Annotated in this window: 17 protein-coding genes; 3 read left to right on the top strand and 14 right to left on the bottom strand. The window is 60.4% G+C overall.

Annotated elements, in window-relative coordinates:
- Positions 1–42: 42 nt before the first annotated feature.
- From JFT63_RS19765 to JFT63_RS19740, 6 genes are all read right to left on the bottom strand, one after another.
- Positions 43–999, bottom strand: coding sequence for a glycosyltransferase family protein (locus JFT63_RS19765; RefSeq protein WP_186559554.1), 957 nt, complete (start codon positions 997–999; stop codon positions 43–45).
- A gap of 11 nt (positions 1000–1010) precedes the next feature.
- Positions 1011–2408 (bottom strand): PIG-L deacetylase family protein, encoded by a 1398-nt coding sequence (locus JFT63_RS19760; RefSeq protein WP_198844579.1) that lies wholly within the window; start codon positions 2406–2408, stop codon positions 1011–1013.
- Positions 2405–3301 (bottom strand): GNAT family N-acetyltransferase, encoded by an 897-nt coding sequence (locus JFT63_RS19755; RefSeq protein WP_198707387.1) that lies wholly within the window; start codon positions 3299–3301, stop codon positions 2405–2407. The genes JFT63_RS19760 and JFT63_RS19755 overlap by 4 nt, the downstream gene beginning before the upstream one ends.
- Positions 3301–4431: a glycosyltransferase gene (locus JFT63_RS19750; RefSeq protein ID WP_198844578.1), complete on the bottom strand. Its 1131-nt coding sequence runs from the start codon at positions 4429–4431 to the stop codon at positions 3301–3303. The genes JFT63_RS19755 and JFT63_RS19750 overlap by 1 nt, the downstream gene beginning before the upstream one ends.
- Positions 4415–6172 carry a carbamoyltransferase family protein gene (locus JFT63_RS19745; protein ID WP_198844577.1) on the bottom strand — a complete coding sequence of 586 codons (1758 nt, stop codon included), beginning with the start codon at positions 6170–6172 and terminating at the stop codon, positions 4415–4417. The genes JFT63_RS19750 and JFT63_RS19745 overlap by 17 nt, the downstream gene beginning before the upstream one ends.
- Before the next feature lie 119 nt (positions 6173–6291).
- A complete protein-coding gene (locus tag JFT63_RS19740) occupies positions 6292–6627 on the bottom strand; it encodes a YceK/YidQ family lipoprotein (RefSeq protein WP_198844576.1) in 336 nt (111 codons plus the stop codon).
- A 196-nt stretch (positions 6628–6823) separates the two neighbouring features.
- On the opposite strand from JFT63_RS19740, the gene JFT63_RS19735 reads away from it, so the two are divergent.
- Complete coding sequence (locus JFT63_RS19735; RefSeq protein ID WP_198844575.1) at positions 6824–8902, top strand: TonB-dependent receptor family protein; 2079 nt, start codon at positions 6824–6826, stop codon at positions 8900–8902.
- 131 nt (positions 8903–9033) lie between these two features.
- Here the strand turns inward: JFT63_RS19735 and JFT63_RS19730 are convergent, their stop codons facing one another.
- From JFT63_RS19730 to glnE, 8 genes are all read right to left on the bottom strand, one after another.
- Positions 9034–10491, bottom strand: coding sequence for a lipopolysaccharide kinase InaA family protein (locus JFT63_RS19730; RefSeq protein ID WP_198844574.1), 1458 nt, complete (start codon positions 10489–10491; stop codon positions 9034–9036).
- Positions 10491–11243 carry a lipopolysaccharide kinase InaA family protein gene (locus tag JFT63_RS19725; RefSeq protein WP_198844573.1) on the bottom strand — a complete coding sequence of 251 codons (753 nt, stop codon included), beginning with the start codon at positions 11241–11243 and terminating at the stop codon, positions 10491–10493. The genes JFT63_RS19730 and JFT63_RS19725 overlap by 1 nt, the downstream gene beginning before the upstream one ends.
- Positions 11240–11974 (bottom strand): lipopolysaccharide kinase InaA family protein, encoded by a 735-nt coding sequence (locus tag JFT63_RS19720; protein WP_198844572.1) that lies wholly within the window; start codon positions 11972–11974, stop codon positions 11240–11242. Before JFT63_RS19720 ends, JFT63_RS19725 begins: the two co-directional genes overlap by 4 nt.
- Positions 11974–12780: a lipopolysaccharide core heptose(I) kinase RfaP gene (rfaP, locus tag JFT63_RS19715; protein ID WP_198844571.1), complete on the bottom strand. Its 807-nt coding sequence runs from the start codon at positions 12778–12780 to the stop codon at positions 11974–11976. Before rfaP ends, JFT63_RS19720 begins: the two co-directional genes overlap by 1 nt.
- Positions 12777–13901, bottom strand: a complete 1125-nt coding sequence (locus JFT63_RS19710; RefSeq protein WP_198844570.1) for a glycosyltransferase family 4 protein — start codon at positions 13899–13901, stop codon at positions 12777–12779. Before JFT63_RS19710 ends, rfaP begins: the two co-directional genes overlap by 4 nt.
- A complete protein-coding gene (gene waaC, locus JFT63_RS19705) occupies positions 13901–14962 on the bottom strand; it encodes a lipopolysaccharide heptosyltransferase I (protein ID WP_186559566.1) in 1062 nt (353 codons plus the stop codon). The genes JFT63_RS19710 and waaC overlap by 1 nt, the downstream gene beginning before the upstream one ends.
- Position 14963: 1 nt before the next feature.
- The gene (waaF, locus tag JFT63_RS19700; protein WP_057702539.1) at positions 14964–15998 is read right to left on the bottom strand and encodes a lipopolysaccharide heptosyltransferase II; all 1035 of its coding nucleotides are present in this window, start codon (positions 15996–15998) and stop codon (positions 14964–14966) included.
- A gap of 223 nt (positions 15999–16221) precedes the next feature.
- The gene (gene glnE / locus JFT63_RS19695) at positions 16222–19161 is read right to left on the bottom strand and encodes a bifunctional [glutamate--ammonia ligase]-adenylyl-L-tyrosine phosphorylase/[glutamate--ammonia-ligase] adenylyltransferase (protein WP_198844569.1); all 2940 of its coding nucleotides are present in this window, start codon (positions 19159–19161) and stop codon (positions 16222–16224) included.
- A gap of 383 nt (positions 19162–19544) precedes the next feature.
- On the opposite strand from glnE, the gene aceE reads away from it, so the two are divergent.
- Both aceE and aceF read left to right on the top strand, forming a co-directional pair.
- Positions 19545–22190 (top strand): pyruvate dehydrogenase (acetyl-transferring), homodimeric type, encoded by a 2646-nt coding sequence (aceE, locus tag JFT63_RS19690; protein ID WP_003187985.1) that lies wholly within the window; start codon positions 19545–19547, stop codon positions 22188–22190.
- Positions 22191–22201: 11 nt separating this feature from the next.
- Entirely contained in the window at positions 22202–23848 is a 1647-nt protein-coding gene (gene aceF / locus JFT63_RS19685; RefSeq protein ID WP_198844568.1) for a dihydrolipoyllysine-residue acetyltransferase, read from the top strand.
- The last annotated feature ends 61 nt before the right edge of the window (positions 23849–23909 follow it).

Below are 23909 nucleotides of genomic sequence, written 5' to 3'. Positions count from 1 at the left end.
AAAAGTATCGTGTAACCATCATTTACAGCCACCTGGCATCGGTCAAATACCCAGCTTCAGGCGCAGTCTTTCCAGCAAACTCATGGGAGCCTGCGGCCGCAGGGGTGGTTCAAGCGCTTCCACAATCCGCTGGCCTATACGTGCAAAACTGAACTCGCTGACAGCCAGCGCTTGGCCGCTGCGGGCAATGTCTGCGGCCAATTGAGGATCGGCCCGCAAGGTCGCCAGCTTTTCCTGCAACTGTGGAATATTTTTGTAGAACACGACATTGACCATATCCTCGAAGCCCAGCGCAGCGTTTTCCCCTGCGCCCTGATCAAAAGCCAACAGCACGCACCCGCAGGCCATAGCCTCGAAGTTCTTGATCATATACTCGCCCATGCCCACATCGGCACTGACGAAAAACCGGATGCGGTTGAGCGTCGCGCAATATTCCTCACCGGACTTCGTGCGCGTCACCACCAAAGGCTCAACCTTTGCCAGTTCATCGAGCAGCGCCTTGCGGCCACTATAAGCCACACTGTTGGTACTACCGACAAACGCAAGTTCGATATCACGCTCGCGATCCTGTGGCTGCAGCAGTGCCTGGTCGTAGCCCTTGGGCACGAATACTGCGTCAAAGCCTTCGGCGCGCAGGCGCTCGGTAACCATATAACCGGAGCTGATGACTCGCGCCCACGGCAAACGGCGGTAGTGTGTGCTGAACTTGCCGGTGTATTTGCAGGGAATATAGTTCTGGTAAGCGTCGTGTTCGAGAATCACCAGGTTCGGGATCGTGCGAATAAAGCCGGCCTGACGGATTTCCTGCTTGAAGCGCAGGAAGAACACAATACGGTCATAGCGGCTCACATCGACTTCACGCCGAAAGTAACCACGCAGATTGCGCTGCTCATCACTGCTCAACCAGCGGGTATCACACTCGCAGTGCTGGGCGATGCCTTCATACAAGCGATCCAGAATCGCACGCTGCTCTTTCTGCACCAGAAACAAAACTTTCATGACTTTCCCTTTCACAAACGCCAGAACAACTCATGCCGTCGTACGGCCTTGCGGAAAAATTCGTTATCACCATAGGGGGACGGCGCCCGACCGGCCAATGCACGCTGCAGCCAACGCCGCAAACGACGCTTGAACGGCGCTGGGGGTTGCAGGTCATGCATCATGCCGAGCGCCATAGCCTTGTCGCGCTGTTGCGCCAATGACAACGGCAAGCTGAACGGGCTCAGCTCAAGCGTGTCATCGAACTGCGGCGGCAAGGCGATGCCAGTGCTGGTGTCGCCCATCGGCCAACGATCATTGTCATGCAGATGGTTGGCGTAACCCAATATCGTCGCGGGCTGCCATTCCAGTCCCGCCAGGGCCTCAATCACTGCCTGCTGAGCGCAGATGTGATCAGGGTGGGGGTCGAGAACGGGATGAGGCAGCACAATCACCTCGGGCCGTGCCGTCAGCAGTAGCTGACGCAGATCGGCCAACAGGTTATTCCAGCTTGGCAAACCATCCCGATCGGCCGGCAACGGAAAAGGGTTGAACTGGCGAAACAGACGAATATCCTTGAGATCGGCTTCTCGGGAGGCGACCGCCTGATCGGGTGTGGCACGCATCGCCGACAGCTGCAGGCAGAAATACCCCAACTGCACGCACTGCGCCTGCGGCACCCCGGCCCAACGCGGTACAGCAATGCTGTCCCAGGCACGCAGGCGACCTTTGAGCCTTGAGGCTTCGACCGGGTCCATGCCCATGTCGCGATAGTGCTCGGCTTCGATTTCTCCGGCGGTGATGGTTACGATCCACGGCGCTCGCGCCTGACTGTAAAGACCGAACGCGGCCAGCTCGGCATCGTCGGCATGGGGTGCGATAACCATCACGCGCTGCGCCAAGTAATCCGGCTGGTTCCAGGCCCACAGCCTGGGTGGCCCCTGCACGTCGCAGAACCGTCCGCGCAGTCTCAGTTCACCCGCCATCAAGGCAGGTGCCAAGCCACTGAGGTTGAGGTAACGCATGCCGTTCACACCACGCTCGAAGGCTTGGCGATCCGGGCTTTCGCCGCCGGATATTGCTACGACAGGATCAAAAAAACGCCCCAACCAGCTACTCTTGATCTTAACGGCCAATACCAGGGTCGCATCGGCCGCCAAGCGCTGATCCGTCAGCAGCCGCCCACCTTCCAAGCGAATCCCCGCTACTTCGGCATCCGTCGCAAATCTGTAGCGATAATCTTCATCGGGCGCATAAAACAGATGGTCGGCAAACCACGCCTCATGCGCGACCCAAGCCAGCACGCCGAGTACAAAGGGCAGCCACCACGCAACCCAGACGCCGATCACAATAAGCAACAGCAGGCCAATCAACAGACCAACGCGTTTGTTGCGACGATGGCGCTTGAGCAATTGTTGTTTGCGGCTCATACGCTCAGCACCGGTACAGGATTGCACCAACGGTCCTTGTATTCACGGTCGGCGCGCCCGAAGGAAAACCGTAGCGGCTTACCGACCTCGCGCGCTTGCTCCCAGGCGCTCTGGGTATTGAGGAAGCTCAACACGCTGCCCGGGCTGAATGAGCGGGTTTGGGGATCCACTCCACCGTTGACGTACTCCACGCTGATCCATTCCGGCGACTCGACCCGGTACACCAGTTGCACGGCGATAGGTGCATCGTTGAGGAAAATCACCGAGCCGATCAGCCACTCACGCAGCAGCCCGATCACCTCAGCCATGTGCTCGGCCCCCGTGGCGACGAAGCCCCAGCGGCGCAAGAACAGATCGCAATAGATCGCCGCCAGTTCAGCGGCGGTAAACTCGCTCACCGGCCGTACCACACCACCGGCGTCCTCCAGCAAGCGCAGTTCGCGGCGTTGGTTGTAGCGAAATTTCTTCGACAGTTCTTCCGGAGTACGTGCCATAGCCAATTGCTCGGCCTGAGGCTTGAGACCGCTGAAACGGCCTTCGTTCAAGATCGACAGGTAGCGTGCACGGTGACGCAACGGCGCCTCGGCATTGGCGGCAGCTGGCAGGATCAGCTCGGCATTCCCCAAGTCAAACAGGCCTTTCTTGCCAGCTTGCTTGAGTACGTTCTTGGACAACGCCAGGTCGCGCCCCCAGGTAGCGATGCATGCCTGCCGCTCACCGCCCTGCTCCCAGGCCAGATAGCGCACCGGAATATCAGCCAGCCCGGCCAGGCGCTCGATCACCTGTGGATGGGTGGCGACGCTGCCGCCAAAACGCTGCCAGGCTTCGTCATAGGCAGGTGCGTCGACGACTGACCAGCCCCGCTCGCGCCAGCCTTGGAATCGATTGAGCATCAAACCCCCGCGGTCAGTTCAATAACGTGCGGCAGTTGCCAGAAGGTATCGCGTACCGCCTGATCCGAGAAACATGTACGCAGGCGCTCCAACATCATCTCGGCACACTGGCGTTGTTGATGCTGATCCATCGCCGCCAGGTGTCGCAACCCTTGGGCGAGGTGTTCAGCGTCACTGAAGGGGAACAGGATACCCACTCCTTCGACCACTTCCCGCGCGCCACCACAGGACGTGGCAAGCAACGGCACGCCGGCTGCCATGGCTTCAAGCAGCACCATGCCAAACGGTTCATGGTCGGAGCTCAGGGCAAACACATCAAATGCCCGAAAATAGCGGCGCGCATCCGGCACCTGGCCTAGAAACAGCACCTGATCGGCAATCCCCAATTCCCGCGCCTGGGCTTTCAGATCTTGTTCCAGGCGCCCGGTACCGAGGATCGCCAGGCGACTCTCGACCGGCAAGTGCGGCAGCGCCAGAGCGAAACCCTTAAGCAGAGTGGCCTGGTCTTTGTCCGGGTGCAGTCGGCCAACATTGCCAACCACCCAGTCATCCGGCGACAAGCCCAAGGCATCGCGCGCCTCTAACGCAGGCACCTGAATAGCCTGCAACGCGTCGACTTCAATGCGGTTATACAAGGTCTGAATACGCGCTGCGGGCCAGGCCGGCAGGCAGCGGCGCATGTCATCACGCACAGCGTCAGAAACCCCCAGCAGGCTCAGGCGCTTGCGGAAAATCCCGGCAAACAGCCTGCGGCTGCCGCGCTGGTAATCACCAAAGGCGTGATGTACCCCGATCACCGGCAGCCGTGTGCCAAGCAAAGCGATATAGATCGGCTTGAACCGGTGAGCGATACAGAAACTGAAGTTGCGCGATGCGGCGATTTTGCGCAGTTCGCGGATAGCGCCCAGCTTCAGCCCACGAATGGCCTTGGAGCTGAACTCCATGAACAACACTTCATCAGACGCACAACCAGCGGCCACTTGCGGGTTGGCGACCCCAGTGAGAAACACCGTGGTCACCTTATAACCTGTGCCTGCAAACAAACTGGCGTACTGCCTGGCACAGTCCAGGAAAGGCCCGTCATAGCCGTGGCAGAACTGCAGGATGTGGCGTTCAGCCGAGCGCGTCATAAGGGTCCACGCCGTCCTTGACGACCAAAATGTCTTCCATGATCAGGTATTGCAGGTCCGAGCCGAAGAACATGTTCAGCGCATCGGTGGGCGAGCAGATCATCGCTTCGCCGCGACGGTTGAGCGAGGTGTTCAGGGACACGCCGTTGCCGGTCAGCACTTCCAGCTCTTTCATCATGTCGTAGTAGCGTGGGTTGTATTCGCGCTTGAGTACCTGGGCGCGGGAAGTCCCATCTTCATGCACCACTTCCGGCACGCGGGTCTTCCACTCTTGCGACACTTCAAAGGTGAAGGTCATGAACGGCGCCGGGTGATCGACCTTGATCATCTGCGGGGCCACGGTGTCGAGCATCGACGGGCAGAAAGGCCTCCAGCGCTCGCGGAACTTGATCTGGTGGTTGATGCGGTCAGCCACGCCGGTGGCGCTTGGGCAACCGATGATCGAACGACCGCCCAAGGCACGCGGGCCAAACTCCATGCGGCCCTGGAACCAGGCCACCGGGTTGCCGTCGACCATGATCCTGGCGATGCGCTTGGGCATGTTCTCGATCTTGCGCCAGTTCGGCTTGCTCTCGTGCTTGGCGCACGCGGCAATCACGTCTTCGTTGCTGTAGGACGGGCCGAGATAGACGTGTTCCATCTTCTCGACCGGTACGCCACGGGCATGGGACACGTAGGCCGCCGCACCGACGGCGGTGCCGGCATCGCCGGAAGCCGGTTGCACGAACAGTTCCTTGACGTCGTCACGGGCGATGATTTTCTGGTTCAGCTTGACGTTCAGCGCACAGCCGCCGGCGAAGGCCAGCTTGCCGGTGTCCTTGAGGATGTCGCCCAGATAATGGTCGATCATCTGCAGGGCCAGCTTCTCGAACAGCGCCTGCATACTGGCGGCGTAATGGATGTACGGCTCGTCGGCAATGTCGCCTTCGCGCTTGGGGCCCAACCACTCGATCAGTTTTGGCGAGAAGTAGAAACCCTTGCCCTTCTCTTTGTAGCGGCGCAGGCCAATGACGTTGGCGTAGTCGGTGTTGATCACCAGCTCGCCGTTTTCAAAGGAGGCCAGGCGCGAGAAGTCGTATTTGCTGGCATCGCCGTACGGCGCCATGCCCATGACCTTGAACTCACCGTCGAGCATCTCGAAACCGAGGAACTCGGTGATCGCACCGTACAGGCCCCCTAGAGAGTCCGGATCGTAGAATTCCTTGATCTTGTGGATCTTGCCGTTTTCGCCGTAGCCAAAGAAGGTAGTGGCGTACTCGCCCTTGCCGTCAATGCCCAGGATCGCGGTTTTTTCCTGGAAGCCCGAGCAGTGGTAGGCGCTGGAAGCGTGAGCCAAGTGGTGTTCAACCGGTTCGATCTTGATTTTCTTCGGATCGAAGCCCAGTTGCTCCAGGCACCAGACGATCTTGTTGCGATAGCGCTTGTAACGACGGTTGCCCATCAGGATCGCGTCGAGGGCGCGGTCCGGGGCGTACCAGTAGCGCTTGGCGTAGTGCCAGCGTGCCTCGCCGAACAAGCTGATCGGGGCGAATGGGATCGCCACCACGTCAACGTCCGAAGGCTTGATGCCAGCCTGCTCCAGGCAGAACTTCGCCGACTCGTAGGGCATGCGGTTCTTTGCATGTTTGTCGCGTACGAAGCGCTCTTCTTCGGCGGCCGCGATCAGCTTGCCGTCGATATACAGGGCTGCGGAAGGATCATGGCTAAGGGCGCCGGACAGGCCAAGAATCGTCAATGCCACTGGGGTCTAGCCTCTTTTAGTCTGCATACAGGCGCATCGCGCCTGAAAAAAGTGTGCCTCTCGCCTGGGCGAGAAACAGCTAAAGGGCGGGATTATAGCTTAAAAGCAGTAGGAAGCTGTTAGCGCAGCTCGATGCTGCCATCGGCGCTTTGGCGGTAGATCGTATAGGGCAAGACGAGCGTGTCCAGGACGGCGGAAACCGGCGCATCCAGAATGACCCAGGGAATGCCGTTCAAGGAGAGCCCACTCGCAGAGTTTGGCGGCCCATGCAAGACACACAGGTCATAAACCAGGCCGCTATAAACTCGCGGAACAGACTTGCAGTAGGTTTTCGTCCTGTTGAGTTCCAGAACAGTGACATCATCGCCACGCAGCACCGTGGTCCCAGTGCCGCAGCTGCCCATGGCCAACGATACTCCCAGCAATACCAGCAACCGCAGAACAGGCATCCACATAGTTAATTCTTCTTGTTGTTAAAGACCGAAAACCTAGCACCACAGAAACCGGGATTCAGCTTGCACAGTCGACGCTAACCGTAGGAAGCGTCCTAATGCGCCCAGCGGTAAGGAGTTCGGCAAAACAGAGGGCGAGTCGTTAAACTTGTAGCATTTGCGTGCCCTCACTTGCGTGCGCTACCCACTCGGCCTTTTCATGACTCCTTCTGCCCCTACCTGCCTGGCCTTACTGCTGGGCCTGTGCAACAACGCCCAGGCCGACAATGCGCCCCTGATGCTGGACCCCAGCGTGGTCACCGGTTCGCGCAGCGCCAGCCCGACGTTCGACCTGCCCTATTCAGTGGACGGCATCAACCGCGAACAGATCAGCGACGGCCAACTGGGCATCAACGCCTCCGAAGCGCTGTCCCGCGTGCCCGGCCTGGTGGTGCAAAACCGCCAGAACTATGCACAGGACTTGCAGATCTCGTCCCGCGGCTTCGGCGCCCGTTCGGCGTTTGGCGTACGGGGTATCAAGCTGATCGCCGATGGCATCCCCGCCAGCACCCCGGATGGTCAGGGCCAGGCTGCAACCTTCAACCTCGACACCGCCGAGCGCATCGAAGTGCTGCGCGGCCCGGCAGCAACGCTGTATGGCAGTAACGCCGGCGGCGTTATCCAAATGTTCTCCCGCGACGGCGAAGGCCCGCCGCGTGTCGGCGCCGAAACTCTGGTGGGCAGCGACGGCCTGAACAAGAACCACCTCACTGCTGAAGGCGCGGCCAACGGTGCCGGGTTCGTGCTCGATGCCTCGCGCATGGACACCAATGGCTACCGCGACCACAGCAGCGCCCGGCGCGACCAGACTTTCGCCAAGCTCAACGTCGAGCCGGATGACGACAGCAAGCTGGCGTTGATCTACAGCAGCCTGGAGCAGAACGGTACGCAGGATCCGCTGGGGCAAAAATGGGAAGCATACAAGGCAGACCCGCGCTCGGTAGACACGGCGGCTTTGCAATACAACACGCGTAAAAGTATCGATCATCAACAATTGGGGATGAATTACGAGCGGTATTTCGGTGGTGCAACCTTGCAGGTCAACGCCTATACAGGGCGACGTAGCGTGATTCAGTATCTATCAATTAGACAAGGAACACCGCCTAACGAGCGCGGCGGTGGCGTAGTGCAATTCGACCGCAAGTTCTACGGCGGCAGCGTGCGCTGGATGCAGCCGATCGACAGTGCGCCCGGCGACTTGATGATCATCACCGGCCTGGACTTCGACCAAAGCGAAGACAGCCGTCACGGCTATCAGAACTACAACGGCAACACCCTCGGCGTGAAAGGCCAGCTACGCCGCGACGAAATCGACACGGCTCGTAGCCTCGATCCGTATATCCAGGCCAACTGGGCCCTCGACCGCTGGACTCTGCAAGCCGGTATCCGGCACAGCACCATGCAAATGGACGTCGATGATCAATTCCTGAGCAATGGCGACGCCAGCGGCAACAAGACCTACCAGAAAAATACGCCTTCGATGAGCGTGATGTATGCGTTCACGCCCGATCTGCGCGGCTACATCAGCGCAGGCAAGGGCTTTGAAACCCCGACCCAGGCCGAGCTGGCCTATGCACCGGGCAACGTCGAGGGCTTTAACTTCGGTTTGAAGCCGTCTGAAAGTACTCAGTATGAAATAGGTGTGAAGGCGCAACTGAACAACACGCGGATAAATGCCGCAGTGTTTCAGATCACCACCGAAAATGAACTTGTGATCAACAAATCAGATGAAGGCCGCACCAGCTACCAGAACGCCGGTCGCACCTTGCGTCGCGGCTTCGAACTGGGTATGGAAAGCCAGCTGAGCGAGCACTGGAGTACCAGCCTCGCCTATACCCGACTGCAAGCAACCTACGACAGTGATTTCACCAGCGGCACCAACACCATCGACAAGGGTAACTACCTGCCCGGCGTGCCACAAACCACTCTGTTCGCCGAACTGAACTGGAAACCACGGGACTGGGTCAGTACCGCCATCGAAGGCCTGTACCGCAGCAAAGTCTATGTCGAAGACACCAACAGCCAACACGCCGCACCGGGCTACAGCGTATTCAACTGGCGGGCACGGTTTGAGCAGAAGGTCGAACACTGGACCTTTCACCAGACCTTGCGCCTGGATAACCTGCTGGATCGCCAATATGTGGGGTCAGTGATCGTGGGTGACAGCAACAGGCGTTACTACGAAGCAGCCCCGGGGCGCTCGTGGTATGCAGGCGCCGGGGCTGAATATCAATTCTAATGTAGGAGCGAGCTTGCTCGCGAAAAACGTCAACGATAACGCGTGCATCCTGAATAAACGCAGCATCTATGGTTTTTTCGCGAGCAAGCTCGCTCCTACAGGGCATTGGGGCAAGCCCCCCACATTGGACCTCAAGCGCCCGCTGAAACCACGATGGTTTTAGGCAACCGCTGATCGATCACCTGATACAACGCACTGTCTTGCGGCCAATTGCGCATAAACCGCGCGCGATCCTTGGCATAGGCCGGTGCGAAGCTGGCAACGGAACTGTGCTGACACATGGCATCCAGATCGATCATCGCCCAGCGCCCGTCATTCCAGAACAGGTTATGGCCCTTGAAATCCCCATGGCTGATGCGCTCGCGGATCAGCTCGGCAAACAACTGCTCCAGCGCTTGCAACTCGCTCTGGGGCGCATCGCCGCTTTCAACATACGGCGCAAAACGCTCGATGATGTCCGGCCCTGGCAAAAACTCGGTGACCAGATATGCACGGCTACGCAACCAGAAAAAGCGCTTCTCCAATACCGCCAGCGGCTTGGGCGTAGCAAAACCGAGAAACGCCAGGCGGTTACCCTCGCGCCAGGAATGCCAGGCCCGGCTCGGGCGCCAGAAGCGCTTGAGCCAGTGGGCGAAGCCCTTGATGTTGTAGCGCTTGATCACCAATGGCCGACCGGCCACTTCGACCTTGGCCACGCTGGCCGCGCCGCCGGTTTTGTACAGGTGGCCCTGGTCGAGCAATGCGTCTGCCTGCGCCAGCACCGGCAACATAGCCGCTTCTTCTTCGCGACGAATCGCACGCAAGCCAAAGGCGCCACGCACCACGCTGAACAACGTGCATTCGCGGCCAGTCTTGTCCAGGAAGTCTTTCAGGCGCCAGGCGCTGACTTTGCGCACCTGCTTTTCCAGGGCTTGCAGCGGCAAGGCGTGCTCGCCATTACCCAGCAGGTAGTACACCAATAATTCTTCGGTAAACGGCTCAAGATTTTTCGGCAGTTGGGCGAAAAACACGCCGAGGTTTTCCAACACTCGATTGCGCGACAACGGTTTACCCGCCTCTTCGACACGGATGCCCGCGCCATCGATCAAATACAACTTGCCGTCCTGGCGCAGCAGGTTGTCCAGGTGCAGATCTTCCTGCCACAGGCCTTTGGCGTGCATCTGGGCAATTGCGCCCAATGCTTCGGCGAGCACGGCGGCTTGCTCGTCCGCCAACGGCGGCAAATGCTCGACGGTGTGCCAGGCATCGGCCAGGCTTTGGGCGCCTTCGATAAACTCAAACAGCAACCAGCCGCCCTCGCCGTCTTGCAAGCCATCGGCCAGCAGCAATGGCGTGGTCAGGCCTTGCTCGGCCAACAGGCGAACCCCCTTGAGCTCACGCTGAAAGTGCTGCGCGGCCTTGCTGCCGACCAACAATTTTGCCAGCACCGGGCGACCACGCCACACCGCCGCTCCCACGTAGCGCTGCCCGGGCAATACCCGCAACAGGCTCAGCAGTTGCAACTGCCCCGGGCCCGCCGCATCCGCCAGATCGACGGTCAACGGCAGGCTGGGGCTACGACCGGCATTTTTCAGCTCGGATAAACGCATCAGCGGTTCTCCTTGTGGCTGCGGCGTGCGGTCAGGCGCTGGTGCCAAGTGGACACCAGGTCACTGTCCTCGGCCTGCTCAAGATACGCCGCCAGCAGTTGGCGCACCTGCGCGTCCGACCATTGCGGCGCGCGACGCAGCAGCGGTTCCAGATCCTTCACCCGGTCACGCCAGCCAAACAGCAACGGGCGGGTTTTTTCCAGATCGATCAGCTGCGCGGCATAACCCTCAGCAGTGGCCTGCAGGAAAATATGCTTGGGGTAAAAACAGCCATGCACCTGCCCGACGCTGTGCAGATGACGCGCCAGCTTGCCGCACGCCAACAGGATCGCACTGTGCTGGGCGGCGCTCAATTGCGGCCACTGCTCCAGCAACGAATCCAGGTCATTCCAACCATCCAGCGCACGGGTAAGCAGCATGGCCCGGCGCTCGCCCTCGACCTTGCGTTCACCGAAGAACGCCGCCTGCAATGCAGGGATTCCGAGCTTTCGATACAGGCTGATATTACGGAATTCGCGAGCAAAACTCGGCTCGCCAAACGGCCGGTGCAAGGTGCGCGTCAGGTAGTTGCTCTGGCGCTTGAGGTAGTAGCCCTGGCCTTCAATCTCCAGGCGATACACACTGCTCCAGCCACCGTGACTGGTATTGGGCTCATCCACTGCATCCAGTTGCTTGGCCCACAGGGCATCGAACGTCGTCAGACCGTTGCGCTCAAGCAAGGCGCGGTCTTCGGCCGCCAGGAAGTCACTCATTCGCGTCCCTCAAAAAACTTCACCACGTGACGAATTCGCCGCTTGTCCGACGCCGATAAGTGCGCACTCTGGCGGTATTGCAGGTAGAACCGCAGGCGCTGGGTGGCCGACAGGTGATATTTGGCGACCTTGTCCAGACAGGCCAGGTCCTTGGTGATGCGGTATTTGAGCCAGAAACCGCGCCAGAAATCGCCGTTGGGGCAATCGATCAGGTACAGGGTGCGCTGGTCGTCCACCAGCAGGTTGCGCCACTTCAAGTCGTTATGGGTGAAGCGGTGCTCATGCATGGTGCGCGTGTATTCGGCGAGCTGGCGACTGATGCTATCGACCCACTGGGGGTCTTTCAGGCGCTCGTCATTGCGCTCGGCCAGCACCGACAAGTCTTCAGTCCTGGGCAGCTCACGGGTAATCATCGCCCCACGGTTATAGGCCAAACCCTTGCGATCCAGGCCCCAGGCGACGACATCAGCCGTAGGGATGCCCCATTTGGCAAAGCGCTTGAGGTTCTGCCATTCGGATTTCACCCGCGGCCTGCCCAGGTAACGGCGCAAGCCTTTGCCGGCACCCACGTAGCGCTTGACGTAATAGTTCACGCCTGCGCGCTCGACCCGGATCACTTCCGACAGCGGATCGCGGGTCAGTTGCTCGCCCTGGAGGGCAAATACCGCGTCCAGGCTTCCAAAGTCATCCGCCAGGGCGGCATAGGCAGGTTCCAGGTTCCAACCCGCCATCAGAGCGCATCCCCGTATCGTTGTTTGCGTGCGTAGAGTTTGTCGGCCTTGGCCTGAAGCCACAGCAACAAAGCACTTTCTTCGGCGAGGATCTGACGCAACGGCTGCTGGAAATAACCTTTGAGAAAGCGCAGTTTGTCGCGGCGGGTCAGGCCAATGTCCAACGCCGAGAAATACAGCGCTGCCAGGTCCTTGTCGCGCCAGCGATTGCTGATCTTGTCGCGGGTCTGGGCGCGATGCAGGTCGATCACCGATAGCTTGAAGTTGTCGGCAGTGACCGGTGTATCGGTGTGCAACAGGAAGTGGCAGATATAACAGTCCCGATGATTGACCCCGCCGCGATGCATCATGCCGGTCATGCGCGCCACTTCGGCAATCAGCGCATGTTTGAGGCGCGGCTCGGGCGGCTGCTTGAGCCAGTCGATACTGAAATCTTCCAGGCTGACAGTGGGCGCCAACTCTTCGGTGATGATGAACGAGTGCTGGTCGGCGGGGTTGCTACCGCTTTCACCATAGGCAACAGCGGTCATGGTCGGCACGCCCAGTTCCTGCAAGCGCTGGATTGCCAGCCACTCCTGACCCGCCCCCAGCACCGGCAGCTTGGCGGTGACCAGGTTTTTGACGATCTCGCCCCAGCCAATCCCGCGATGAATCTTCACAAAATAGCCACGCCCCTCCACCTCGGTACGCAACGTGCGACGCGCTTCGAGTTCCCGGTACACCTCGCCTTGCAACCCCTCGACAGCGGCGAACGCATCGCGCCCGGCCCAGAGGGTCTTGAATGGTTCGGCAAGCATCAACTTCATGGTTTTGGCTCCGCCAGAATCACATCCGCAGCGTGCTGCGGCATGCTGTAGAGGTCAGCCGTCTCAGCGAAGGCCAACCCATTGCGGCTCCAGGCCGCGCGCTGTGCAGAATCGGTCAACATCCGCGTCAGGTACTCATTGAGCTGCGATTGTTCATACGGCTCACTCAGGACCAGGCCGCTGTCGGCTTCGGCGATGTAATGGGCATAACCACACACAGCCGAGACCAGTACCGGCAACCCAGCAACCAGGGCTTCGAGCAACACCGTGCCGGTATTTTCGTTATACGCCGGGTGGATCAACAGGTCGGCACCCAGCAGGAAGCGCGGAATATCGCTACGCCCCTTAAGGAACTGCACATTATCGCCCAAGCCCAATGTTGCGCTCTGCAGTTGGAATACCTTGGGGTCGTCCTGGCCGATTACAAACAGACGGGTACGTTTCTTCAGCTCGGACGGCAACGCGGCCAGCGCCTTGAGGCTGCGGTCGACGCCCTTGGTCTTGAAGCCCGAGCCTATTTGCACCACCAGCAAGTCGTCATCAGCCAGGCTGAACTCCTTGCGAAATCCCTCGCGAACCTCGGCCGCATCGGGCGGAGCACGCCGGTCCAGGGCAATACCCGGAGGCAGCAAGTGGAAACGCGTGAGCGGGGTATCGTAGTGCTTGATGAACAGCGGCTGCTGCACCTCGGAGATCATCAGGATTTCGGTCTTGGCGTCCCTGGCGAACACGGCGCGCTCATAGTCGGCAAAGTGTTTGTAGCGACCAAAATAACGGTACAGCGAATGACGCAAGTTTTGCGCCTTGTCTTCAAAACAGCCATCGGCGGCGTAATACACGTCCAGACCCGGCATTTTGTTAAAGCCGATCAGACGGTCCACCGGGCGCTTGGAGAGGTCGGCTTCCATCCAGGCGCTGAGCTTCTCGTTGCGTCGATGGTTGAAGAATGCCTTGACCGGCGCCACCAGCACTTCAAAGCCTTCGGGGATGTCGCCTTCCCAGATCAGCGTATAGACACGAATCTTGTGGCCGCGCTGCTGGCACTCCAGGGCAATACGCATAAAGTCGCGCTGCAAGCCACCAAAGGGAAAGTACTTGTACAGAACAAAAGCCAATTGCATCAGTGCTGCTCCTCAGCCAGTAACAACGTGCTCAGCCGGCTTGCTACACGCTCAGGATTCAAGCGCGTGAAGCACAGGGGCGACTCACGCTTGATGTCGAACCGCCGCAAGTCGTCGGCGGTAGGTTGATAAGTACACTGCTTTTGCAGGCACGGCGCACACGGCCAGTCGCTGGCCAAATGGATCTGACCCTTGCCGTAAGCGCCCGTAAGGCCCGGATTGGTGGGGCCGAACAGGGAAATGGTGGGTACATCCAGCGCTGCCGCCAGGTGACCGAGGCCGGTGTCTACCGCCACACAGGCACGTGCGCCCGCCAACACGCCGGCTACACCCGCCAGGTTGAGTTTGGGCAGCACTTCGGCGTTGGGCAGGCCCTGGGCCAGGCGCTCGGCCCGCGCCTTTTCGGCGGCGTTGCCCCACGGCAGTTTCACGTCCACGCCCAGGCGGCCCATGCGCTCTGCCAGCTCACGCCAATAGGCTTCGGGCCAGTGCTTGGTGTCCCAGGTGGTGCCGTGCAACAGCAACACAAAGGGTTTTTTCGGTGGCAGGCCAAGCAGCTTTTCGACGCTCAAGCCATAGTCGCCCAAGCCTTTGGGCAGGTCGTAGCCCAGGGCCACGGCGAACAGCTGGCGCAAGCGCTCCACCGCATGTTGCCCACGGGCCACGGCCAAACGCCGTGAATAAAAACGCGCAGCGAGCGGCTCACGGGCCGAGTGTTTATCAAACCCGGCCACCGGGGCACGCACATAGCGGGTCAGCCAGGCGCTTTTCAGCAGACCCTGGGCGTCGATCACCAGGTCATACTTGGTCGACTGCACGGCCTGTTTGAAACGCCGCCATTCGCCACTTTTGATGGTCTGCCAAAGGTTTTTGCGCCAGCGGCGGATCGCCACCGGGATCACCTTGTCCACCGCCGGGTGCCAGGTCGGAATTTCGGCAAAGCCTTCTTCCACCACCCAATCAAAGCGGATGCCGGGGATCGCCCGTGCCGCATCGGTCAACGCCGGCAAGGCATGGATTACATCGCCCAGGGATGAGGTCTTGACTACCAGTACCCGCAACTCAGCGAACCTCGACCACGTCGCCCTGCAACCGCTGCAAGGCATCGGTTACCGGCTGCGGCAGCAATTGGCGCAGGCAGTTGTAGTGGCCGAAGCGGCAGGTGCGGTCAAAACACGGGCTGCAATCCAGGCCCAGGCGCACCACTTCGACCTTGTCGGCCAACGGCGGGGTGAAGCCTGGGGAGGTGGAGCCGTACACCGCCACCAGCGGGCGGTTCAGCGCCGCCGCCACATGCATCAGGCCGGAGTCGTTGGACACCACCGAGTCGGCGCAGGACAACAAGTCGATGGCCTCAGCCAGGGACGTGTCGCCACTGAGGTTCACCGCCTCTTCGCGCAGGCCGGGAATCAGGCGCTGGCGAATGTCCTCACCCACCGAGTGATCATTCTTGGAGCCGAACAGCCACACCTGCCAACCTTCGCGGATCTTGGTCTCGGCGACTTTGGCGTAATGCTCCGACGGCCAGCGCTTGGACTCGCCAAACTCGGCGCCCGGGCACAAGGCCAATACCGGCCGATCAAGGCTGAGGCCGAACTTGGCCAGCGCCGCGTCGCGGGTCACCGGGTCGATCTGCAAGCTGGGGCGCGGGTACGGCGTGGGCAATTGAGCACCAGGCTCGTAGGCCAGGGCCATGAAACGCTCGATCATCAGCGGGTAGCGGGTTTTATCCAGGGTGCGTACGTCGTTGAGCAGCACGTAGCGAAACTCACCGCGCCAGCCGGTGCGCTTGGGGATGCCGGCAAAAAAAGGCACCAGCGCCGACTTGAGCGAGTTGGGCAACAGGATCGCCTGATCGTACTGGCCGGCCATGGATTTGCCGATGCGTCGACGGGTCGCCAGTTCCAGGGCGCCGTGGCCGAGCGGGAAGCTCAAGGCCTTGCGCACCTCTGGCATACGTTCAAGGATCGGTCGGCTCCACTCAGGGGCGAGCACGTCGATCTGGCAATCTGGATAGCGCTGGCGCAGGCACTGGAACAGTGTCTGTGCCATCACCATGTCACCGACCCAACTGGGCCCAACGATCAGAATATTCATGTAGTTTCCACAAACGATGCGGGGAGGCTTATGCCTCCCCGCCTCGATAATGACTGTAGATCGCGGCGCGCCAGGGAGCATCTTTATGTGGGAGCTGGCTTGCCTGCGATTGCATCACCTCGGTATCACTGATAAACCGAGGCGCCTGCATCGCGGGCAAGCCCGGCTCCCACATTAATCCGCATCCCATATAAAAAATTGGCGTCGCCCAATCAGTCGAGTTTCAATTTAAGCCCAGCGCTTGCCAGATTCGCATCACCTGTCGCCGCTCGTCGGCAAATTGGTCCCCGGCGACCGTGCCGGCCTCGTTCTGCAAGGCCTGGCGATGGGCGGCGGAGCGGTAGGCCTTATACACCTCACGCAGCAAATGGGCATCGGCGGCGGGCATCAGCCCGACCTGCTCAAGGCCTTCCAGAATGCGAATATTGTCGGTGTAGCGCAGCAACGATGGATGTTGCGCAGACCACGCCAAAGCCGCGTATTGCACCATAAATTCAATATCTACGATACCTCCGGCGTCCTGCTTGAGGTCGAACACCGCCGTGGCCTCGAAGGCATTGGCGCCCCTGCCGGCCGCCGTAGCCCTGGTACCCAGGTTATCGCGCATCTTGGTGCGCATCTCGCTGACCTCCTGGCGCAGCTTCGCCAAGTCCCGTTCACGCCCCAATACCTTGGCCCGTACCTGCTCGAACGCATGGCCCACATCCTGACTGCCCACCAGCACACGTGCACGGATGAGCGCCTGATGTTCCCAGGTCCAGGCTTCATTTTGTTGATAGCGATCGAATGCGCCCAGGGAACTCACCAGCAAACCGGATGCGCCGGAAGGTCGCAGGCGCATATCCACTTCATACAGCTGGCCGGAGTTGGTCTGGGTGGTCAGCAGGTGAATGATGCGCTGGCCCAGGCGCGTGAAGAACTGCGCACCGTCAATCGGCTTGGCTCCATCGGTCTCGGCCTGAGGATCGCCGTCGTGGACAAACACCAGATCCAGGTCCGAACCATGCCCCAATTCAATGCCGCCGACTTTCCCATAACCGACAATGATGAACCCAGGATCGCACAAGGTACCGTCCAGCCTTTGGGGTGAACCGTGCCGGGCGACGGTTTGGCGCCAGGCCAGGGCCAGTACTTGCTCAAGAATGGCTTCAGCCAGCCAGGTGAGGTAGTCGCTGACTTTCATTAACGGCAGGCTGCCGGCGATTTCCGAGGCCGCTACCCGCAGGCGGTGCGCCAACTTGAAATGACGCAGGGCTTCCATTTGTTGTTCAAGGTCGTCCTCGGGGATGCGGGTGAGCCGCTCGCGCAGCTCGGCCGCCAGCTCCGGCGCCAGCGGCGGCTTGAACAGGCGGCCCTCGTTGAGCAGTTCATCGAGCAACAGCGGGAAACGGGTGATCTGTTCGGCGATCCACGGGCTGGCGGCACACAGGGTCAACAGGCGACGCAGCGCATCGGGGTTTTCGGTGAGCAACACCAAATAGGCCGAGCGGCGGGCGACGGCCTCCACCAACGGCAACACGCGTTCGAGCACCAGATCCGGGTTGGCGTGTTCGACCGCCTGAGCCAGCAGGCGCGGAATAAACGCATCCAGGCGCTCACGACCCAGCCGCTGCATGGCGCGCAACTGCGGGCTGCCGCGCAGGCCGGCCAGAGCCTTGAGGGCTTTGGGTGCATCGGTGAACCCGCCTTCGGCCAGTTGGCGGCACGCGGCGTCGTCATCCTGGGATTCCTCCCACAGCGGCAACCATTCACCACCGACGACCAACTCACTTTCTTCGCCTTCTTCTTCGTCAGGGTCGGCAATCACTTGACGGAAGTGCCAGTCCACGCGGCCACGCCAGTACATCAGACGCTCGTGGAACGCAGCCCAGTCGCTGAAGCCCAGCATGAAGGCGATACGCGCCTGGTCTTCAGGGCTGTGCGGCAGCATTTGGGTCTGACGGTCGGCAATCGCCTGGATAGCGTGCTCGGTGTAGCGCAGGAATTCATAGCCATTGCGCAGCTCGGTGATCACCGCGCCCGGCAGGTAACCCTGGCCCTCAAGCGTACCCAGCACGTTCAATAGCGGGCGTTGTTGCAGGCTCAGGTCGCGGCCGCCGTGAATCAGCTGGAACGCCTGGGCAATAAACTCCACCTCACGAATGCCGCCCGAGCCCAGCTTGATGTTCTCGGCCATACCCTTGCGCCGCACTTCCTGCTGGATCAACTGCTTCATGGTGCGCAGCGCTTCGATAGCGGAAAAGTCCAGATAGCGCCGGTAGACGAAGGGCCGCAGCATGTCGAGCAACTGCGCGCCTGCCACTTGATCACCGGCCACCACCCGCGCCTTGATCATGGCGTAGCGTTCCCAATCCCGGCCCTGATCCTGGTAGTACTGCTCCAACGCGTTGAAGCTGAGCACCAGCGCACCGGCCGAGCCGTAGGGACGCAGGCGCATATCCACGCGAAAGACAAAACCGTCGACCGTCATGGGGTCGAGGGCCTTGATCAATTTTTGACCAAGACGAATAAAGAATTCCTGATTGTCCAGGGAACGCTTTACACCCACCGTCTCGCCGCCTTCGGGGTAGGCGAAAATCAGGTCGATATCCGACGAGAGGTTCAGTTCCACCGCGCCGAGCTTGCCCATGCCGAGGATAACCATGTGCTGCGCCTCACCGCTGCGCCGCCCGGTTGGCGTGCCGAACTGGGCGCAATGGCGCTGGTACAGCCATTGGTAGGCCTGATCGATGCTGGCGTCGGCCATGTCGGAAAGGTCGCGACAGGTTTGCACCAGGTCGGCCTGGCGCGTCAGGTCGCGCCAGATGATGCGCACCTGCTGGCGCGTACGTTGGCGACGCAGCACGCGGCCCAACTCATCTTCTGTTTCGGCCTGTTGCACGGCACCGGCTATCTGGCTGCACAGCTCGCCGGGCGCAAAGCCGCGGTCCAGCTCGCCCCAGGCCACCAGTTCGAGCAACATCAAAGGGTCACGAACACTCTGTTCAATGACAAAATCACTGGCGGCGCACACGCGGGCGAAGTCGGCCCACCGTTGCGGCGTCCACGCAGAAAGGCCATGATCGTCGTCCAGCGCGGCCACCGCGTCACGAAATGACTGCTCGGCCCGCTGGGCATAAGGCAAGAGAATGGCCGGCAGTTCGGCCAGCGTTGGAAGGCTCATGGTCTATCCTTGATCGGCGTGTAATTGGCGTGTAGTTGTGAACGCAAGAGCCATGCTCGATGAAGGACTGTCGAACAAAAGTTAGAAATAGCTGAAATTAAATTAATCTTGGCAGGCAACATCAAAGTTTCACCTTTTCTTGTTCGCAATAGACCAACAATAACGATTATGCTCACCAGCAAGACCGAGCCATACGCTCAGTCTTGTGTAGTTTTACTACTCGTATATACATTCGAAAGGCTGAAATGGCCGACGATTTGTAGTAAAACTACAGGACGCCGAAGCAACCTTCGGCCATCCAAGAATTTATGTCGTCTGCCCACAAGGCCAGTCGCAAACTTCAGGCAACCGATTCTGGTAGCCTTTCCGCCCTGGAGCAAGCCATGCAAGACCTCGATCCCGTCGAAACCCAGGAATGGCTGGACGCCCTGGAATCGGTTCTCGACAAAGAAGGCGAAGACCGTGCTCACTACCTGATGACCCGTATGGGCGAACTCGCGACCCGCAGCGGCTCGCAACTGCCTTACGCCATCACTACGCCATACCGCAACACCATCCCCGTTACCCACGAAGCACGCATGCCTGGCGACCTGTTCATGGAACGCCGCATTCGCTCGCTGGTACGCTGGAACGCCATGGCGATGGTAATGCGCACGAACTTGAAAGATTCGGACCTGGGCGGTCACATCTCCAGCTTCGCTTCCAGCGCAACCCTGTATGACATCGGCTTCAACTACTTCTTCCAGGCCCCCACCGACGAACACGGCGGCGACCTGATCTACTTCCAGGGCCACACCTCGCCAGGCGTCTACGCCCGTGCGTTCATGGAAGGTCGCATCAGCGAAGAACAAATGAACAACTTCCGCCAGGAAGTCGACGGTCAGGGCCTGTCGTCCTACCCGCACCCTTGGCTGATGCCTGATTTCTGGCAGTTCCCGACCGTATCCATGGGTCTGGGCCCGATCCAGGCGATCTACCAGGCACGCTTCATGAAGTACCTGGAAGCCCGTGGCTTCATCCCGGAAGGCAAGCAGAAGGTCTGGTGCTTCCTGGGCGACGGCGAGTGCGACGAGCCGGAATCCCTGGGTGCCATTTCCCTGGCCGGCCGCGAGAAGCTCGACAACCTGATCTTCGTCATCAACTGCAACCTGCAGCGCCTCGACGGCCCGGTTCGCGGCAACGGCAAGATCATCCAGGAACTCGAAGGCGTGTTCCGCGGTGCTCAGTGGAACGTGACCAAAGTCATCTGGGGCCGTTTCTGGGACCCACTGCTGGCCAAGGACGTCGACGGTATCCTGCAACGTCGCATGGACGAAGTCATCGACGGCGAGTACCAGAACTACAAGGCCAAAGACGGCGCGTTCGTTCGCGAGCACTTCTTCAACACGCCTGAACTCAAGGCGATGGTTGCCGACCTGTCCGACGACGAGATCTGGAAGCTCAACCGTGGCGGCCACGACCCGTACAAGGTCTACGCGGCGTACCACGAAGCGGTCAACCACAAAGAACAACCGACCGTCATCCTGGCCAAGACCATCAAGGGTTATGGCACCGGTGCCGGCGAAGCGAAGAACACCGCGCACAACACCAAGAAAGTCGATGTCGACAGCCTGAAGTTGTTCCGCGACCGCTTCGACATCCCGGTCAAGGACGAAGAGCTGGAGAACCTGCCGTTCTTCAAGCCGGAGCCAAACAGCGCCGAAGCCCGCTATCTGAGCGAGCGTCGCAGCGCACTGGGCGGTTTCGTGCCACAGCGCCGCGCCAACAGCTTCAGCGTACCGACGCCAGACCTGAGCACCCTCAAGGCTATCCTTGACGGCTCGGGCGACCGTGAAATCTCCACCACCATGGCCTTCGTGCGTATTCTGGCGCAGTTGGTCAAGGACAAGGACATCGGCCCACGCATCGTTCCGATCATCCCGGACGAAGCCCGTACCTTCGGTATGGAAGGCATGTTCCGTCAGTTGGGCATCTACTCCTCCGTCGGCCAGCTCTACGAGCCAGTCGATAAAGACCAGGTGATGTTCTACAAGGAAGACAAGAAGGGCCAGATCCTCGAAGAAGGCATCAACGAAGCGGGCGCCATGAGCTCCTTCATCGCTGCCGGTACTTCGTACTCCAGCCACAACCAGCCAATGCTGCCGTTCTACATCTTCTACTCGATGTTCGGCTTCCAGCGTATCGGCGACCTGGCCTGGGCCGCTGGCGACAGCCGCACCCGTGGCTTCCTGATCGGCGGCACCGCCGGCCGTACCACGCTGAACGGCGAAGGCCTGCAACACGAAGACGGTCACAGCCACATCCTGGCTGCCACCATCCCGAACTGCCGCACCTTTGATCCAACCTACGGCTATGAGCTGGCGGTGATCATCCAGGACGGCATGAAGAAGATGACCGAAGAGCAGCAGGACGTTTTCTACTACATCACCGTGATGAACGAGTCCTATCAGCAGCCAGCCATGCCGGCCGGTGTGGAAGAAGGCATCATCAAGGGCATGTACCTGCTCGAAGAAGACACCAAGGAAGCGGCGCACCACGTACAGCTGATGGGCTCCGGCACCATCCTGCGCGAAGTGCGTGAAGCGGCGAAGATCCTGCGTGACGAATTCAACGTCGGTGCCGACGTGTGGAGCGTTACCAGCTTCAACGAACTGCGTCGCGACGGCCTGGCCGTAGAGCGCAGCAACCGTCTGCACCCTGGCCAGAAGCCAGCCAAGAGCTACGTTGAAGAGTGCCTGGCCGGCCGTAAGGGTCCAGTCATTGCCTCTACCGACTACATGAAACTGTTTGCTGAACAAATTCGCCAGTGGGTCCCGTCCAAGGAATTCAAAGTCCTGGGCACCGATGGTTTCGGCCGCAGTGACAGCCGCAAGAAGCTGCGTCACTTCTTCGAGGTCGACCGTCACTTCGTGGTGTTGGCAGCCCTGGAAGCCTTGGCTGACCGTGGTGAGATCGAACCCAAGGTGGTGGCTGACGCCATCGTCAAGTTCGGGATCAACCCGGAAAAACGCAACCCACTGGACTGCTGAGGAGATTTTTTGTGAGCGAACTCATTCGCGTACCTGACATCGGCAGCGGTGAAGGTGAAGTAATCGAGCTGTTTGTGAAGGTCGGCGACACCGTCGAAGCCGACCAGAGCATCCTGACCCTGGAGTCGGACAAGGCGAGCATGGAAATTCCTGCTCCCAAGGCCGGCGTGGTCAAGAGCCTGAAGGTCAAGCTGGGCGATCGCCTGAAAGAAGGCGACGAACTGCTGGAGCTGGAAATCGAAGGCGCTGCTGATGCAGCCCCTGCGGCGGCTCCTGCTGCCGCTGCTGCACCTGCGCCTGCCGCTGAAAAGCCTGCCGCTTCCGAGGCTGCTCCAGCCCCGGCCGCTGCACCTGCCGCCGCGACCGTCCAGGACATTCACGTTCCGGACATCGGCTCGTCGGGCAAGGCCAAGATCATCGAGTTGCTGGTCAAGGTCGGCGACACCGTCGAAGCCGACCAGTCGCTGATCACCCTGGAGTCCGACAAGGCTTCCATGGAAATCCCTTCGCCGGCTGCCGGCGTGGTGGAAAGCATCGCGGTCAAGCTGGAAGACGAAGTCGGCACCGGTGACTTCATCCTCAAGCTTAAAGTACAAGGTGCTGCGCCAGCCGCCGCACCAGCACCGGCTGCTGCTCCGGCTGCCAAGGCTGAAGCGGCACCTGCCGCTGCTGCCCCTGCACCTGCCGCAAAAGCCGAGGCTGCACCGGCCCCTGCGGCTGCCGCACCTGCGCCAAGCGGTGCCAAGGTTCACGCCGGCCCAGCCGTGCGTCAGCTGGCCCGTGAATTCGGCGTCGAGCTGAGCGCTGTTGCAGCCAGCGGCCCTCACGGCCGTGTGCTGAAGGAAGACGTGCAGGCTTACGTCAAAGCCATGATGCAAAAAGCCAAGGAAGCTCCGGCTGCCGGCGGCGCTACCGGTGGTTCGGGCATACCGCCGATCCGTACCGTGGATTTCAGCCGTTTCGGCGAAATCGAAGAAGTGCCGATGACCCGCCTGATGCAAATCGGCGCGGCAGGTCTGCACGCCAGCTGGCTGAATATCCCGCACGTGACTCAATTCGACCAGGCCGATATCACCGACCTGGAAGCGTTCCGCGTTGCGCAGAAAGCCGTGGCCGAGAAGGCCGGCGTGAAGCTGACCGTGCTGCCACTGCTGCTCAAGGCCTGCGCCCACCTGCTCAAGGAACTGCCGGACTTCAACAGCTCGCTGGCACCAAGCGGCAAGGCAATCATTCGCAAGAAGTACGTGCACATCGGCTTCGCGGTCGACACCCCGGATGGCCTGCTGGTACCGGTCATCAAGAACGTCGATCAGAAGAGCCTCCTGCAACTGGCCGGCGAAGCGGCTGCGCTGGCGGCCAAGGCCCGCGACAAGAAGCTCACCCCGGACGACATGCAGGGCGCCTGCTTCACCATCTCCAGCCTCGGCCACATTGGCGGCACTGGCTTCACGCCAATCGTCAACGCGCCGGAAGTGGCGATCCTGGGTGTGTCCAAGGCCACCATCCAGCCTGTGTGGGACGGTAAAGCGTTCCAACCGAAGCTGATGCTGCCACTGTCGCTGTCCTACGATCACCGTGTGATCAACGGCGCCGCGGCTGCGCGCTTCACCCAGCGCCTGAGCCAGTTGCTGAACGACATTCGCACCATCCTGCTGTAAGTCGCAGGGCCTTCCTGTGACCGGGAAGGCCCTTGCCACACCGATTTCCGAGCGCCACGCT

The sequence above is a fragment of the Pseudomonas sp. MF7453 genome (assembly GCF_016405455.1).
Classification (GTDB): domain Bacteria; phylum Pseudomonadota; class Gammaproteobacteria; order Pseudomonadales; family Pseudomonadaceae; genus Aquipseudomonas; species Aquipseudomonas paralactis.
Note: the sequence above shows the minus strand (reverse complement) of the source record. Positions and strands in the feature narration are given on the sequence as shown.